This is a genomic window from Clostridioides sp. ES-W-0018-02, assembly GCF_020658175.1.
Taxonomy (GTDB): Bacteria; Bacillota; Clostridia; order Peptostreptococcales; family Peptostreptococcaceae; genus Clostridioides.
Genome location: NZ_JACVVY010000003.1, coordinates 154,236 through 172,341 on the forward strand (window position 1 = coordinate 154,236; position 18,106 = coordinate 172,341).

At 25.6% G+C, this 18,106-nt stretch carries 14 protein-coding genes; 12 read left to right on the plus strand and 2 right to left on the minus strand.

Annotated features, from left to right (window positions below):
* Nucleotide 1 precedes the first annotated feature (1 nt).
* The 3 genes from IC219_RS09505 to IC219_RS09515 all read left to right on the plus strand — a co-directional run bounded on the left by IC219_RS09505 (nt 2) and on the right by IC219_RS09515 (nt 5,902).
* Nucleotides 2-1,411, plus strand: coding sequence for a VWA-like domain-containing protein (locus tag IC219_RS09505; RefSeq protein WP_227830925.1), 1,410 nt, complete (start codon nt 2-4; stop codon nt 1,409-1,411).
* A 232-nt stretch (nt 1,412-1,643) separates the two neighbouring features.
* Nucleotides 1,644-2,141, plus strand: a complete 498-nt coding sequence (locus IC219_RS09510; RefSeq protein ID WP_227433891.1) for a CarD family transcriptional regulator — start codon at nt 1,644-1,646, stop codon at nt 2,139-2,141.
* 2,405 nt (nt 2,142-4,546) lie between these two features.
* A complete protein-coding gene (locus IC219_RS09515; RefSeq protein ID WP_227433892.1) occupies nt 4,547-5,902 on the plus strand; it encodes a peptide MFS transporter in 1,356 nt (451 codons plus the stop codon).
* Nucleotides 5,903-6,106: 204 nt separating this feature from the next.
* On the opposite strand, the gene IC219_RS09520 is transcribed toward IC219_RS09515, so the two are convergent.
* Both IC219_RS09520 and IC219_RS09525 read right to left on the minus strand, forming a co-directional pair.
* A complete protein-coding gene (locus IC219_RS09520) occupies nt 6,107-6,988 on the minus strand; it encodes a PhzF family phenazine biosynthesis protein (RefSeq protein WP_227830924.1) in 882 nt (293 codons plus the stop codon).
* On the minus strand, nt 6,981-7,727 hold the full coding sequence (locus tag IC219_RS09525) for a TrmB family transcriptional regulator (RefSeq protein WP_227830923.1): 747 nt from the start codon (nt 7,725-7,727) through the stop codon (nt 6,981-6,983). Before IC219_RS09525 ends, IC219_RS09520 begins: the two co-directional genes overlap by 8 nt.
* A gap of 369 nt (nt 7,728-8,096) precedes the next feature.
* On the opposite strand from IC219_RS09525, the gene trxA reads away from it, so the two are divergent.
* From trxA to IC219_RS09565, 9 genes are all read left to right on the plus strand, one after another.
* A complete protein-coding gene (gene trxA / locus IC219_RS09530) occupies nt 8,097-8,414 on the plus strand; it encodes a thioredoxin (RefSeq protein WP_227830922.1) in 318 nt (105 codons plus the stop codon).
* A gap of 129 nt (nt 8,415-8,543) precedes the next feature.
* Nucleotides 8,544-8,669: a hypothetical protein gene (locus IC219_RS21715; protein ID WP_255606358.1), complete on the plus strand. Its 126-nt coding sequence runs from the start codon at nt 8,544-8,546 to the stop codon at nt 8,667-8,669.
* A gap of 772 nt (nt 8,670-9,441) precedes the next feature.
* A complete protein-coding gene (locus IC219_RS09535) occupies nt 9,442-10,113 on the plus strand; it encodes a response regulator transcription factor (RefSeq protein ID WP_227433896.1) in 672 nt (223 codons plus the stop codon).
* On the plus strand, nt 10,101-11,165 hold the full coding sequence (locus IC219_RS09540; protein WP_227830921.1) for a sensor histidine kinase: 1,065 nt from the start codon (nt 10,101-10,103) through the stop codon (nt 11,163-11,165). The genes IC219_RS09535 and IC219_RS09540 overlap by 13 nt, the downstream gene beginning before the upstream one ends.
* A 57-nt stretch (nt 11,166-11,222) precedes the next feature.
* A complete protein-coding gene (locus IC219_RS09545; protein ID WP_227830920.1) occupies nt 11,223-12,593 on the plus strand; it encodes an FtsX-like permease family protein in 1,371 nt (456 codons plus the stop codon).
* Between the two features lie 10 nt (nt 12,594-12,603).
* Nucleotides 12,604-13,290 (plus strand): ABC transporter ATP-binding protein, encoded by a 687-nt coding sequence (locus tag IC219_RS09550; RefSeq protein ID WP_227830919.1) that lies wholly within the window; start codon nt 12,604-12,606, stop codon nt 13,288-13,290.
* A 791-nt stretch (nt 13,291-14,081) separates the two neighbouring features.
* On the plus strand, nt 14,082-14,918 hold the full coding sequence (locus IC219_RS09555) for a PRD domain-containing protein (protein WP_227830918.1): 837 nt from the start codon (nt 14,082-14,084) through the stop codon (nt 14,916-14,918).
* Nucleotides 14,919-15,352: 434 nt separating this feature from the next.
* On the plus strand, nt 15,353-16,930 hold the full coding sequence (locus tag IC219_RS09560) for a PTS transporter subunit EIIC (protein ID WP_227830917.1): 1,578 nt from the start codon (nt 15,353-15,355) through the stop codon (nt 16,928-16,930).
* Nucleotides 16,923-18,104 (plus strand): MalY/PatB family protein, encoded by a 1,182-nt coding sequence (locus IC219_RS09565; protein ID WP_227481990.1) that lies wholly within the window; start codon nt 16,923-16,925, stop codon nt 18,102-18,104. Before IC219_RS09560 ends, IC219_RS09565 begins: the two co-directional genes overlap by 8 nt.
* Nucleotides 18,105-18,106: the final 2 nt, after the last annotated feature.

Below are 18,106 nucleotides of genomic sequence, written 5' to 3' on the forward strand. Positions count from 1 at the left end.
TATGGAAAATTATTTTGATAAGCAGGCAAAAGAACTCTATATTAAAGCTAGTGAAATTATAAATACTCATTCTATGTTAAAGGCAAATCGTGCTAATGAGAAATTTGAGGTAGATATACCAAAAGATTTTAAAGATGAATTTTTTAGTCTTGTAGATAAAGTTAGCTTAAGCCTTATGGAAGAAAAAGATAATTTTTATGGCTATTTTTTGTTTCAGATGTCAAGAGAGATAAGATTTGATATAAGTAGTCCTACAGGTGTGAATTTTAAAGGAGCTAAATACGTCATATACTTTAATCCAATAATTTTTTTAACTCTCAGTATAGAACAGATGGAAAGTACAATAAAGCATGAAATTTATCATATAGTATCTATGCATTTGGTAAGAGCAAAAGAATTAAAAGGAAAGTATAGTACATTAGCCATTAATATGGCAATGGATATAGTAGTAAATAAATATTTGAATAATTTACCACCATATGCTACTACTTTAGAATGGGTAAATCTAAAATACTCTCTAAAGCTAGAGCCATATGAACCTTTTGAGTATTATGTAGAAAAGATTCAAACTGAATTAGATTTGTTAGAAGAGGATGAAGATGGTGAAGAAGATGATAGCGACAAGTATGGAACTATAGAAACTGATTATAGACCAGAAAAAACTCATGATATATGGGAAGAATCCGATGATATAGATGAAAGAACTCTTAGAGAATTTACAGAGAAATTTATTGATAGTTCTCAAAAAGGTAAAATTCCAACACACTTAGAAAACATGATAGCAGCCCTTAAAAATAGTAAAGGCGAATTACCATGGAATTTATATCTTAGTAGGTTAATGGGAACTGTTGAAAACAATAAAAAGAAGACTATAACAAGGAGAAATAGAAGACAGCCTAATCGATTAGATTTAAGAGGAGAACTTAGAAGTCATAAAGCAGAAATAGCCGTTGCTATTGATATAAGTGGAAGTATTAGTGATGAAGAATTTAAACAAGCAATTAAAGAAGTTCTTAATATAGTTAAAAATTATAATCATGAAATTACTATTATAGAGTGTGACAGTGAAATTAGACGTGTATATAAAGCAAAAACTATAAAAGATATAAAAGATAGAGTTAAAATAGGTGGAGGCACAAAATTTACTCCAGTTTTCGAATATGCTAATAATAAAAAGATTAACTTATTAGTTTACTTTACTGATGGTAAAGGTGAAAATAAGCTACAAGTAATACCTAGAGGTTATAAAGTTTTATGGGTTATTTCTGGAAATGGAGATAAACTTTCACTGAGAGAGCATTATGGAGCAGTTAAAAAACTTAGTAAAGTTGAAACAAAAGATGATATATTAGAGATAAACGATATTAGAAATGATGGATACTCAATGAATAGTCAAGCACCAATTTTATAAATATTATAATGGGTATGATTGTTATGATTTGTTCGATTGTTATGGTTTACTTACTATCCAAATTAATGAAAAATACATTGATTAATAGTCAATGTATTTTTTATTATTTAAACAATAAAAGTTTTACTTAGCTTAAACTCTCAAAATATGGTACAATTAGTATATAGTAGATAGTTTTGATGATGTAAATTCAGTTGTCAAAACTATTTTTTGTTAAGGATGGTGAGGTTTTGTGTTTAAGATTGATGATTATATAATGTACGGAATGACAGGTGTTTGTAAAGTTTTGGACATAACAAACGAAAAAATTACAAATGGTGTACAAAAAGAATATTATGTATTAAGTCCCCTTTATTCTAATAATACAATAATAAAAATACCTGTTGATAATAAGAAAGTTCCAATGAGAAAGATACTTTCTGAAGTTACTGTGGCTTCGCTAATAAATGATATACCTAATATGGATACATCATGGATAGATAATGAAAAAATGAGAAGTGAGCAATTTAAAGTGATGCTTAGAAGTGGTAAGTGTGAAGAGTTACTTAAATTAATAAGAAGTATATACTGTAATAAAGAACATATAAAATCTCTTGGTAAAAAATCACATCAAGCAGACGATAATATGATGAAAGAAGCAGAAAGATTATTAAACGAAGAGTTTGCAACTGTTTTGAATATTTCTCCTGATGAAGTTACTTCATATATATCAAGTCATATACCGCAATAAAGTATTTTTTATATTATCTCCTACTTAAAAAGTATAGCATAGTTAAAACTATAAAGAAAAAGAAAATAATATTTAAATATAATTTTACAATAAGTATTTATGAATATTTTATTGCTATTTTTAATTATTTCAGAATATTATTTATTCGCATTGTTTTACTAAAAATTGAATATATAATATTATAGGAATTATTAAAATGATGTTTATAATATACAATTCTTAAAAAATTAAATTATTATTGAAAATACTTTTTAATCAAGGGGATGATTGAATGGTAAGTTTAATAAGCATGTTGAAAATCTGAAGTAAAATTAATAATATTATAAGAGTATTATCATTTAAAATATATGACAATATAAAATATATTCTAGTGTTAATTGATAAGGTGACTACTATATTAAATAGAAGTCACCTTATTTAATTTTACCTAAATCGTAAAAATTTATATTTTATTAAAGTAAAATAGGCTCATTTAAGTTACACATAGTTTTAATTTCTATGTAAAAAATCTTATTTTTAGCTTCATATAAACAAACTTTAACTTAAATTTATCCAGATTATTATTTTTATATTATTGCTAGAATTAAGTATATTACGAAGATGTTTTTAAATATTAACATTAAATTATTTGGAATTATACTAATATAAACATAAGCTATATTTATTATAAATACTACAATTTAGCTATTTATTTAAGAAATAATTATTTTTTATAAATGAAAACATAGATTAGATAAATGCTTCTAGCTTAGAAGAGTACATTATAAATATAATCGACAAAATAAGACTAAATATATCTTTATAATTTGAATTGATATATTTGCTGTATATTTATAGTGTAACTTGAAAAATTATAGATATACAAAATTTAGAGTATTTCTAAAATAGTAATATATAATAATTACTATAGTTTGTTTTTAATCAAACTTTTTTATTTTAATTAAGTAAATATTAAGTTAACAGATAAAAAATGATGGATTTTAAAGAATTTAAATTTATTAAAAAAGTATTTACTACTTTTATTGTATTTATTTAACAATTTCATTGATTGTGTATTTAGAATAATTATGTTTAGGTGTAAATTTAGAATTTATAAGTTTAAGAAATAAAGTTATATCTTAAATATGAAGTATCTCTACTATTCTAAAAATTAATGAAATTTATTAAATTAATCAAAAAAATAACAATCATTTAAAAGTTAAAAATAGTTAATTAAAATTGATTAGAATATCCTTTTTTTTAATTTTATCATTGATAATATTTCTTAAATAATAAATATTCTTTGGTGGAGTATAGTCTAAATAATATAAGTTGCATATCAAAACCCTATCCAATAAATAATATGAATACATAGAACAACAAAATTTCATATCTAAAAAACTATTTTGAGGCTTAGTTTAACTTATATTTCCAGACAAAAAAATTATATAATATACTTGACAAGTATAATTTGATTTATTCTAATTATTTACTGTCGATTATTCGATTTTTTTCTTATTTTTTTGTTGCATATAAGTATGTGTTTATGGTACGATTTACATGGTGAAATAAATAAAGGGAGGTGAAAAATAAATATTCGTGAAAAAGTTTTCAAATTGAGGTATTTTATGGTTAATAAATTATAAATAGTATCACCTCAATTAATAATGTCAAAGCGAATATCTAGGTAATCACTTTAAAACAACAGTTTTTATATTTAGGTTCACAGAATTCATGTGTATGTTTAACAAGAAATAAATTTAATCTGTGAAGAGATAGTAGTTTATTTATTTAAGTTGACAAGTAATTGAATGAAGTATTTAGAAATTTTTCAAAAAAATAAAGACAGTATTTATTTGTATAAATACATGTTGCTTTATTCAAAACTCCTTTAAAAAGGCAATAGTAAGGTGATTACACCGTTTGCCACAAAAGGAGGAATTTAGTTTGTAAAATACTATCAAGTAAAAAAATAAGAATTGCATATAGTAAAGAGTTTCCCATTTAATTAGTAGTAGTTAAATTAGAAAAAATTACTAGAGTGACGAATTTAGAAGTTAGATATAAAATTATCCATTGTGTTATGGCAATATTGTATTTAAGCTAAATAATAATTAATGAACTAATAATTTATAGTTTGGTTTTTTGTGGTGTCAATTTATAAAGATAACAGGTTATAAATATACCTGAAAATAATGAATTTATATAATTTAAATTTATAGCTATATTATTTTGAACTTATTGACAATAAAGATGTTAATCTTTATTCCATGAAAACATCTAGATTCTACAAATAAAAACGCAATTATCTTAATAATTATTACGAATTGTTTTACAAAACAATATCACCATATCTTTCATTGAAAGAAAGAGTCTGGATAAAACGTAGAAAATATAAAAATACAATTAAGAAAGGATTTAAACTTATGAGCACAACAGTAAATAAAAAGGGTAAATTCCCTATAGGATTTTATATCTGTGCAACAACTTTCTCGTTTGAAAGAGCAGCATATTATTCTGCAAAGTTTTTAATTTATATATTCCTTACAACAGCAATTGTTAAAGGTGGTCTTGGAATAGATAAAGGGCAAGCAGCTATAATGCAAGCTAACCTTGTTGCATTCACATATCTTGCGCCAATAATTGGAGGATATATATCAGATAGATGGATAGGAGCTAGGTATACTATACCTATAGGTATGCTTATCATGGGGATAGGATACTATCTTGGTTCTATTGCAACTACAGCTTCTATGGTAAATGCAATGATAATTCTAGTTTCAATTGGTACTGCATTCTTTAAAGGAAATGTATCAGCAGTAAATGGACAACTTTTTGATAATCAAGAAGAACTTGATACAGCATTCTCAGTACAATATTCTTTTGTTAATATAGGTTCTTTCATCGGAACAACAGCAGTAGGTATACTTTATGCCAATACATTCATGAAAAATGGAGTATATGGTTTCTCTCAATGTTTCTTCATAGCAGCTGTTCTTTGTGTAATTGGTGCAATATGGTTCACATATGGATGGAGATTCCTTGGAAATGCAGGAAAAAGACCTTTTAAAGAAGGTGTGGTAGCTGAGAAAGTTGAAGAAAAAGATAATGCTCCTCTTACAAGTATGGATAAGAAGAGAATTTGGGCTATTATACTTATTTCATTCTTCTCTGTAATTTTCTGGTTATTCTGGTACCTAACTTATCTTGCAGTTTATGATTATGGTGCAGCGTTTGTAAACATGACTATTGGAGGATTTGACATTCCTTTAGCTTGGTTTGACTCATTAAATGCACTTGTATGTATTGTACTAGGACCAGTTCTTGGAGCATTATGGTTTAAACTTGCTAGTAGACCACAAGGTGATATAAGTTTATTTAAAAAGACAGGTCTTGGATTAATATTCTTAGGTCTTGCATTTTTAATGCTTGTTGGAGCAGAGCTTACAAGAGGTGTTGGAGCTCCTGAAACTGTTAAAGCTAGTATAATATGGATAATTATGTTTGGTATACTTCTAAGTTTTGGAGAAATGTTATTCTCACCACTTGGGAACTCTTTCGTAAGTAAGTATGCTCCTAAAAAACTTCTAGGTGTTCTTATGGGAGTTTGGACATTTGCTACTTTTATAGCTGGTCAAGGATATGGATATATATATGCATTTACTCTTAAATTTGATATGATTAAAGTATATACTATAATTCCAGTGATACTATTTGTTGCAGCTATATTATTATTCTTATTTGACAAGACATTAAGTAAACTTGTTGAGGAAGATAACTAATCAATAAATAACTATTATACTAATGAGATTAATTTAGTATGGTTATATTGTATTAGATTGATATAAAGCTAATTGTTAATAATCATAAAGTGTTACTTTTTAACACGATATATGGTGAAATAAGTTTGTTAAATAAAATATATAAATAAAAATACTAGTCAATTAAGACTAGTATTTTTATTTATTGTTAAATCAGATAAAGAATTAATACACAATTTCTCCACTTAAAATAGTATAGGCGCTTCCTCCAATTTTTACAGAAGTGATATCATTGTTTTCTTTACATATATTTACATATACCTTTCCAGGTCTATTTATGAAGTTTCCTTCTTCACCAATAAAGTCAGTTTTATCTAAAATATTGTGTTGTACTATATAAGATGATACACAAGCATTGCCAGTTCCACATACAGGGTCTTCTGTGACTCCAACATATGGAGCTATAGATCTTAAATGATAGTCACAATTTTTATCTATAGTTTCTATACAAAATGGAGTTATTCCAATTAGATTATTATCAGCACTAAATTCTTTTATTTTATTTAAGTCTGGAGAAATATTTTCTAAATCATCTAGAGACTTTAATCCAAAAACAAGCCACCAAATTCCTGTATTTACTTTCATAATTGGATATTCAAGAAGTCTATCTTCTTTTACACCTATCATTTGTGCAATCTCTTTTTTATAGCTATTTAGATTTTCGAATTTAGGAGGATTTTGTTCCATCATAAATATGTTTTCATTATCTATTTTCTTAAGTTCTACAGATAGTACACCAGCTTTTGTCTCTTGATAAAAGATATTCTTATTAGTATTAAGTTTTCTTTCTTCTAAAAGAGCATGGAATGTTCCTATTGTAGCATGACCACACAAGTCAACTTCTAAGCCAGGTGTGAAAAATTGAACCTTGAAATCTGCTACATCAGATTCTGAAACAAATGCAGTTTCTGATAAATTCATTTCCTTTGCTATATTCTGTTTGATTTCATCAGAAATATTGGACGCATCTGTGACTACACCAGCAGGATTTCCTCCAAAAGGTATTGTTGTAAATGCATCAACTTGTTTGATTTTAACTTTATTCATCTTTAAGACCCCCTTTTATTTTTTGTGAAATATAAATTTCATGTTTTATGTATTGATTTCCAATATATAAAATATTAGAATTTTTTGTCCAAATTGAAATAGCTTCATTACCTTCAGATAAATTTCCTGTTAATATTTCAGAATCATCTACAATTAAAAGAATACCTTTATAAAGTTTTTTGTTTTTAAGTGTAGTTTCATTACCTCCATGGATATGAATATTGCTTAGACCTTCTATCTTTTTATCTTCCAAAAGTAGTATTTCAACATTAACATTTTTTTTAGAAGCAGTTAAAAGCTCATCTTTTAGGTCAAGAATTTCTTCATGAGAACAAGAAATTATAATTTCTTGTTTGGCGTTATTTATCATTTCGATTGCTTTTTTTAATATATTTTTAGAACTTTTTATGTTTAAAACATATTCTATACTTTTTCCTTTATTTAATACCTGTAAGTTGTTTTCTAGTTTGTCCATAGAATTATTGAATTCTTCTTTTTTACTTTTTAGTAATTCATTAGGGTTTATAGGTACATATTTTATAGGGTCAGTTTCAATATTGATAATTATATTATTGTTAAGTAATTTTGTTATATTTTCGTAGACTTTTGATTGTGGTACACCTGATAATTTACTTATTTCATAACCAGTTAGAGGGTTTTCCTTTAGTAATGATATGTAGATTTGTGATTCATATTTGGTAAATCCTATGTTTTGTAGTTCGTTAACTATAGTATCCATATATAAACTCCTTTAACAAAAGTATAATAACTACCTTAGTAGGTACTAATATTATTTTATAATGTATATATATAATTGTCAATCATACAAAGCAAAAAATTAAGTTATAAATTAGAAAAGTTTTTTAGTATATTTTTGAAATGAAGCTCAAATTTAGTTAACATATATATAAAATTTACAGATTTCTATAATTACTACATAAGTAACTATTGAATTTTCATAAATAAGTTTAATTAATGTTTGATTATGATGATAATCTTAAGAGTGTTAAAAATAGATGGTTACAAAAAAGTGACTAATTGAACTAGTACATAAGTCGTAGTATATTAATATCAAGAAAACAATAAAATAATAAAGGAGATATATATTATGGTAAAAATAATAAATAACAATGAATTTATAAATGAAGTAAATAACAAAGATGGATTAGTAGTGGTGGATTTCTTTGCTACATGGTGTGGACCTTGTAAAATGTTATCACCAGTATACGAGGCTTTAGGAAACGAAATGTCTGAAAAAGCAAATTTCTTAAAAGTAGATATAGACCAAAGTATGGAATTAGCCCAAAAGTTTGAAGTTTCTACAGTACCAACTGTAATAATATTCAAAGATGGTAAACCTATAGATAGATTAATAGGGTTTATACCTAAAGATAATTTGAAAAATAAAATTGAATCATATATATAACTAATTTCGATTATTTATAAGATTTATTTATGTAGTTACAAATAAGTGCCTAATTGTCAGTGATATTGGCTATTGATATTATATTTATATAAAAGAAAAAAGAAAGGTTACTAGAAAATAGGTGAGATTATGAGATACGACATTGCAATAATAGGAAGTGGACCAGCAGGACAAGGTCAAACTGCTGTATCTAGTGCAATTTCACATTTAGATAAACAGAAAATAAAAAAATCTGTACTTGTTGATACTTATTAAGTAAAAGTAAATAGTAGTACTAGTGGTTATAACTATAAGTTTATATTTATAATATAGTTAATAAATTTTTACATATATTTGAAATTATTATAAGTATTTATTGTTGTTTTATACAATATTGAAAGAAGTATTTAAAGTTAATAAAATAGAAATTACAGGTATTATTTATTTAATACACTCCCAACACCAAAAGAAGTTATTTCAAAATAAAGATTTGACTACAGAAAAAAGTGGACTTTATCAGATGAGTCCACTTTTTTTGTAAAGTGTTGAATAGTCTATATGTAAATAAAAAAGGGTATCTCATTTATAATTTAAGAATATTGTAAGACATCCCCTTTTTAAGTGTGCAATAAAATTGTCTTTTTAGCTATTACTTATCTATTACTAAAAAGGAATAAAAAAATTTTATTTAAAAGCCAAATTTTTAATAGCATATAAATAATTCTCTTTCGTATTTTTAAATTTAATAAACTCAAGTTTTAGTTATGAGCTTGTTTAATATAGGTTATGTTCTTGTAAAGAATTTTGTTAATTAATTCTTATTAATCTATATTTTGGAATTATTAAATATGATGAACAAGTTAATAGTTATATTGGTAGAGATATTAAATAGAATATTAATTAAGCATAAATTTGACAAGTATGAATATTTGAATAATAATAAGGTTAGATTTTATATAAGAATTAAATAATTATAATATAATTAACATTCAATAAACATTAATTATATATAATGATTAAGTTGATATTTTATTTAGGAGATGATTATATGAGAGTATTAATAATAGAAGATAATAAAGAGCTTTCTTATAATATGAAGATAGGGCTGGAAAATGAAGGATTAGTAGTAGATATAGCAAATTGCGGATTAGATGGAGAAGAGAAAGCATTTATAAATGACTATGATGCTATATTATTAGATTTAAATTTACCAGATAGAGATGGAATAGAGATATTAGAATTTTTTAGAAGTAATAATCTAAATACTCCTATAATAATTGTAACAGCAAGAGATGGAGTAAATGAATTGGCAAAAGGTCTTGATTTGGGAGCTGATGATTATATAGTAAAGCCATTTCAAATTATAGAATTGAGAGCTAGGATACAAGCAGTTATAAGAAGATTTTATGGTAGGACAAATTCAAATATAGAGGCAGGTCCTCTTACAATAAGTCCATCATCTAGAAAAGTGTATGTGTATAACAAAGAAGTAAACTTAGGAACTAAAGAATTTGATATAGCAGAATATATTGCAAGTAGATATCCAGATATTGTATCAAGTATAGATATATCAGAACATGTTTATGATGAATACTTTGACCCATTATCATCTGTATTAAGGGTGCATATAGCTAGATTAAAAAAGAAATTAAGAGAAGTTGCAGGAAAAGAGATAATAATAACTACTAGAGGGATAGGATATTCTATATGCAAGGATTAAAAGATAAAAAAACTATAGTTTTAATTTTATATTCTGTTATAGTCTTTATAATTTTTACAGTAGGTTTGAAATATATTATAAATATATCTAATACAAGTAAAGAATTAATAGCTAATGATTCAAATTCATATTATGGAATGAATATAGATAATACTTATAACACTATGGAAGATAAGACTTTAGATAAAAGATTAAGTTTTGATTATAATATTGTACTTAATAGTAACTTTAATATAATTATAATGTTATTTTTTGCCTTTACAGTAACCTCTAACTTTATCCTTTTATCAATATTGAATAGACTAGAGTTTAAAGAAAGAATGGAGATATTAAATAATATAAATAATATAGAAGATGAAGACGAAGTGTTGAGTATAGACCCTATTATGTCTAAAGTATATAAAGATTTAAAAGATAAATTTGATTCTCATATTGAAGATTATAAAAGATTAAATTCATATTTATCTCATGAACAAAAAAATGCCATAGCAATACTTAGAACAAGCTTAGAATTAAGCGGAAATGAAGAACTATTGAATACTCTCAATAAAGTTGCAAATAATGTAGAAGATGTACTTGCAATAAGTGATACAAAAAATAATGAAGATATGTATGAAGTTGACATAGCTTTAATATGTGCACAAGTATGTGACCACTATTCTAAAGTATATGCTAATTTAAGTTTTGATTTTGATGAAGATGAAAATATGAGTATCTATGGGAAAGAAAAGTGGATTTATAGAGGTGTATCCAATCTTTTAGACAATGCAATAAAATATGGTGAAGGTAAAGATATATGTGTAAATGTGAAAAATCAAAAAGGTAGTGTTATTGTATCAGTAAGAGATAATGGCATTGGAATGAACAAACAGAGTATGAAAAAAATATTTTATGATAGATATAGAATAAATGAATTAAATAAAGATGGATATGGTATAGGTCTTAGTTTAGTAAAACATGTATGTAACTTATGTAATGGATTTATATGGGTAGAAAGTGAAGAAGGTAAAGGGTCAACTTTTTATTTAGTATTTAAAGAATATAAAGAATAAATTAAGATAGATATAATAACTCTAAGACACTATTGAATTGGTAAGAGGAGATGTGAAGTGTATATTTTAAATAATGCAATCAAAAACTTACTTAGAAATAAATTGCGTAATTCATTTAGTACAGTTGTTATATTATTGATGGTCTTAGCAATATTAATTTCCTCAATAATAAATTCAAACGTTAATGTGATAAAGGCGAATTATGAGAAAAAATTTGAATCAGAAGTTCAAATTAAGCTTGATGCTAAAAAGATTGTTCAAAGTGATTCAGGAGAATCTCTAATAAAATATAGTAACTTGAGTGTAAATGATTATTTAAATTTTGCAAAGTCAAAATATGTAAAAAAAGTATCTTTTATTGGAAATATCACAGCACACTTTGATAATAAAAAATATAATTCTAATGATGACAGACAAATCTTATATGATGATATGAGGGCTGAAAATTGCGGGATTATGGGATATACAGAAAAGAATGAAAGTCTTAAGCACTATAATCTGGAGAAGGTAAAAGGGCGACTATTTCAAAAAGATAATGAATGTATGGTAAGCGAAGAATTTATTGATATTAATAAGTTGAAAATTGGAGATACGATATCTCTATTAAGTGATTATAGTACTAATACAAAACTGAATTTAAAAATAGTAGGAACATATAAGAAAAAAGATAATAAGAATGTTAACGATATAGAAATAGCTCAAGATGAAAGTATATATGATAATATATTAACTACGTATAATACTTTAGTAGAATTTGAAAAGAAGATTGAATCAGAAAATCCAATAATTTATACAAATGCTAGGTTTTTATTGATAGACTCTAATAGTAGAAAAGATTTTGAGAAAGAGGTAAGAGATAAAGGTCTAAGTGACATTTATAAAGTTACTATAGATGAGTTTGCGTACAGTAAATTAATAACTCCAATGCAACATTTGTCTAATATAGCTTTTACAGTTACGCTTGGAATATTAATATTAGGTTCGATATTATTGATGATAAATTCTATAATATCAATAAAAAAAATAAAGTATTACATTAGTGTGTTAATATTAACTGGAATGCCTAAATTTAAGATAGTTCAGAGTTTCATATGTGAAAGTATTATGATAACTTTAGTATGCCTTATACTTGGAGGAGGAATTGTAAGTATATCAGCTTCAAAACTATCAAATTATGTTTTTGAATATCAAAATCAATATAATGTAATACATAATGTTGATTTACTGAATAATAGAGAATATAAAAATATAGATATAAATAGTGATGATATCAAACAAGAAATAAAAAGTTTAAGAGATAAATTGATTCCAAATCTGATATTTAAGATAATTATTGTAGCGATAATATTGATATTATTAACTAGCATAGTGGCCATATATAGTACAATTGTATATAAACCAATACAGATAATTTATGATAGAAATTAGGTGATGTAGATTGATAATACTAGAACTGATAGATGTTAATTACAAGTATGAGGGAAGTAATAAATATGTATTAAAAGATGTAAGTGCCAAATTTGAAACTGGAAAAATGTATGTTGTTATAGGAAAGCATCAGGCAGGAAAGAGTACTTTGTTATCTATAATATCAGGTCTTGATGATTACACTGATGGAAGTATTATTTATAAGGGTAAGGATTTAAGAAATATAAATAAGGATATGTATAGAAATAAAGATATAGGAGTCATATTTAAAGATTATAACTTATTAAATAATGAAACTATTTTGGAGAATATGTTTTTACCAATGAGAATTAGTGAAAATAAGAAAAAGAATAAGAGGGAAATAGCATGTAAAATTCTACAAAAGGTAGGAATTGATAGAGAAAAAGTACTGGATAGAGTAGAAAACTTATCTTATTATGATAAACAAAAAGTGTGTATTGCTAAGTCATTATCTAATAATCCTGACTTAATAGTATGTGATGATATTATAGAAAGCACGGATGATAAAAGTGAAGAAAGTCTAATAAATGTGTTTTACAATTTGGCACATAAAGATAATAAATGTGTGATAATAGCAACAAGTTCAGAGGAAGTTGCTTTATTTGCTGATGAGATATGGGGAATAAATAATGGAAAATTAATGTTTATAAAAAGTAAAGAAAAGAATATGGATTAAACTTTAAAGAAGTTGTTTCAGTTTATATTGAAATTATATGAAAAATATTTAAATTACACGAAAATGAGCTACAGTTGGGGGGAACTGTAGCTCATTCTATTTTGGGGGAGATAGGTTGAACTTATTGGTTATCCGTATCATATTTTTAGTATAGTCACTTATTTTAGATTATATACATTTTTTTATAAATTTTACATAAAATGTTAAATGTTATAATTGCTTAGATATTATTAGAAGTGATAAAGTTATAATTAGAGAAAATTAATGAAAAAATGTATTATAAATAATTGGAAAATATTATATAAGGTATTAAAATATTAATGTATTTACAGCAATTTAGGAAAAAATACGAAATCTATTCATAAATACAAAATAAAAATATAATTTAAAAAATATTTGATAAAAATTTCATATAAAGAATATTTTATATTAATCTCATTTTAGGTATATCTATTAAAAAAAAACTTATAATACAATATAATTTAAATTTCAATAAATACTTAATAAATGCGCATTTAGATACTTGAAAATACTGGAAAATATATGGTGTAATAAAAAATCTTGAATAACTTTAAAGAATTGAATATATATAATAAATATTTAAATATATTTAAATAAAAAAATACAAAAAACGACAATTATATAGTGCACAATTAAAATATTTTGCAATTGTAGTATTATAGGGGAAAATGCAAAATATATGCGAAAGTGAAATTTTAAATATTGACATTAAATTAAATATAATATACTATGTAAGTGTGATGAAACATTTTTTTCAGAGGGGATTTATAGTGAATATAAAAAAAGTATTTAATAACAATGTAGTAGTAAGCTCCCTAGAAGATGGCACAGAAATAATTGTAACTGGTGCTGGAGTTGGATTCAAGAAAAAAGTAGGAGATTTGATAGATGAAAGTTTGATTTCTAAGAAATATTTTGTTCAAGATAATCAAAAAGACAAATACAATCAAATACTTAATAAAACCTCAATTGAATATTTTAAAATTTCAGAAGAAATTATAGAAAAAGCTAATGAAGTTTTAAATACTCAAGTAAATGATTCAATAATATTGGCTTTAACTAGTCACATAGAATTCGCTGTCCAAAGAGAAAAACAGGGTATAAAATTACCAAACCTGATACTTAATGAAACAAAACAACTTTATAGAGAAGAATTTGAATTTGGATTATGGGCAATTGATGAAATTGAAAAAAAGATAGGTATAAAGTTGCCTGAAGATGAAGCAGGCTATATTGCTATTCATATAATCAATGGATTAGAAAATTCTCAAAAAGATGAAGGTATTAATATACTAGAGTTTTCAAAACAAGTTGTTCAGATAATAGAAGAAGTACATGGATTTAAATTAGATGTAAACTCACTGAATTACTCTAGGCTTATAACTCACTTAAAGTTTTTCGTTCAAAGAATTTTAAGAAAAGAAACTTACAAAGATAGTGATGTTGAAGATATGTATAAACTAGTAAATAAAAACTATAATAAACCTAAAATATGTACTGAAGAAATTGCAGCATTGGTATTAGACAGATTTGAATATAAAATTAGTAAAGAAGAAGAATTATATCTAATGATTCATATAAATAAAATAACAAACAGTGGTTGTTAGGATTGTAACTGATAAAGCAGGCAAAACCTAAGTCATTGAACTTAATTTTAGTTAAGTTTTTTGATTTAGGCTTTTTTATTGAATACAGACAGTGACTTTTAGGATTGTAACTGGTTAAGCAGGCAAAACCTAAATCATTGAACTTAATTATTAGATTAAGTTTTTTGATTTAGGTTTTTTTATTAAATAAACACAATGGCTTTTAGGATTGTAACTGATTGAGCAGGCAAAACCTAAATCATTGAACTTAGTTATTAGATTAAGTTTTTTGATTTAGGCTTTTTTATTAAATACAAACAGTGACTTTTAGGGTTGTAACTGGTTGAGCAGGCAAAACCTAAATCATTGAACTTAGTTATTGGATTAAGTTTTTTGATTTAGGTTTTTCTATAAATTAGATTATGTTTTTTATATAAAAATAGGAGGGTGAAAATATGAAAAAAAATAAGTTAGGTCTATGGAATTTCTTCCAAATGTTAGGAAAAACGTTTATGTTCCCAATAGCATTACTTAGTGTTTCTGGTATGATGCTAGGTCTTGGGGCTGGTTTTACAGATCCTAAGATGATTGCAATGGTTCCATTTCTAGGAAATGAATATGTTAATATGATTTTAAATTTCATGTTAACAATAGGATTATTTGCATTTAATAACTTGGGAGCATTATTTGCAATGGCAATTCCATTAGGATTATTAAAAAAAGAAAAAGAGTTTGGTGCATTTTCAGGTTTAGTAGGATTTATAGCAATGCATATAGGTACAAATTTTTATTTAACAAGAGCTGATTTATTAGTAGCAGCAGACCAAATGTCAACTAATGGTCAAGCCATGATTATGGGTATACAAACATATAACACAAGTGTTTTAGGTGGTATTATAGCAGGTTTAATTGTTTATGCAATGTATGATAAAGTTAGTAATTTGAAAATACCAGAATCACTAGGATTCTATAGTGGACCAAGATTAGTTCCAATTGTTAGTTTAATAGTTATGAGTATTGTGGGATTATTAATACCTATTGTTTGGCCACCATTTTTCAATGCGTTCCAAAGTTTAGGAAGATGGATTTCTTCAGCAGGGCCATTAGGATATTTTTCATATGCAGTAGCTGAAAGGGTTACAATACCATTTGGATTAAATCACCTTGTAACATCTGTATTCCGTTTTACACCAATAGGTGGAACTGCTGTTATTGATGGAGAAACATACTTTGGAACATTGAATATGTTTATGGCATATGTGGAGAATAATCAGATTATACCTCTTGATTTAGCTGGTAAAATGGAGCAAGGTAAATTAATGATTCAATATGGTTTAGCTGGAGCTGCATTAGCTATATATCGTACAGCAAAACCAGAAAATAGAAAAGCACTTAAAGGGCTTTTAATATCAGGAGTGTTGACAGTTATTATAGGTGGAATAAGTGAACCAATAGAGTTTTTATTCTTATTTATCTCACCAGCATTATTTGCTTTCCATACATTTATGAATGGTTTAGCAAACATGGTACTTCCATACTTAGGTGTATTGATGGGATTCACAGGAGATTTAATAGCATTTATAAGTTTTGGAGTCTTGAGAGGAACAGCTACAGGATGGCCAATAGCAGTATTAGTAGCAGCTTTATACTTTGCAATATATTACTTTGTATTTAAATGGGCAATTCTTAAATTTAATATAAAAACTCCAGGACGTGAAGATAAAGAAATAAAAGTTTCTGAAGGAAATGGTTCAGATTTTAAAAATCTATCTACATACAAAGGTCAGCAAATGATAGCAGCGCTAGGAGGGAAATCTAACATACTATCATTAGATAATTGTGTAACTAGATTACGTTTAAAATTACAAGATGTATCACTAATAAATGAAGATGCAATTAAAGAAGCTGGTGGTATAGCAGTTGTTAAATTAGATGAACACACAATTCAAGTAATTATAGGTACTCAAGTGTATTCTTTAAGAAAGCAAATGGATAAGGCGATGGAAGGTCATTTGGAGGAATGTAATGATTAACTTTGATAAAAAAGTAAACCGATTGGGTACATATTGTACCCAATGGGATTATGTAGAAGATAGATTTGGAAAAAAAGGATTACTTCCTTTTACAATATCAGATATGGATTTGGAATTTCCAAATGAGATAACAGAAGTATTGAAAGAAAGATTAAATCATAGAGTATTAGGATATAGCAGATGGAAGCATGATGATTTTAAAGATTCTATCAGAAATTGGTACTCTAAGAGATTTAATTGCAGTATTGATAGCAATTGGATATATTACAGTCCAAGTGTAATGTATTCAATTAGTAAACTCATTGAAATTTTTAGTGATGAAGGAGATGGAGTATTACTAAACACTCCTGCATACAATGCTTTTTATGAAGTAATAGGAAATAACAATCGCAATATTATAAAATCTCCTCTTACAAATAAGAATGGATTTTACTCTATTGATTTTGATGATTTTGAGAAAAAATGTAAAGATTCTAAGATATTTATTTTATGTAATCCTCATAACCCAACAGGTAGGGTGTGGAGTGAATTAGAGCTTATTAAGATTGTAAGGATTTGTAAGGAAAATAATGTAAAAATAATATCAGATGATATACATATGGATATTGTATATGATAGTAAAATGACACCTGTTTTAAATGTGGCAGACAATTATTTGGAGTCTATATTTATTTGTACATCAGCATCTAAGTCTTTTAATATACCAGCATTGACTGGGTCATATGTAATTATACCTAATGAAGAGATAAGAACTAAGTTTGAAAATATAACTAGATATCGTGATTTTGTAAATTCACCAGCTATACTAGCTATTTTGGGAACAATGACTTGTTATAATGACTGTGAATATTGGCTAGATGAGTTACTGAAATACATTAAAGAGAATCTTCAATATACAATTAACTATATAGAAGATAATTTAAGGCCATTAAAGTTGGTTATGCCAGAAGGTTGTTACTTTGCTTGGATTGATTTCTCGGAGCTTAAAATAAGTAGTGAAAAATTCCAAAATCTATTAATAGATATTGGTGAAGTTGCTATTATGGGAGGCAAGGTATATGGAGAAGAAAGTGAGTTTTATTTGAGGTTAAATGTGGCATGTTCAAGAGAAAAACTTGAAGATGGTTTAAATAGAATTAAAAAAACTATAGATTATATTGCAAAAAATATTTAATA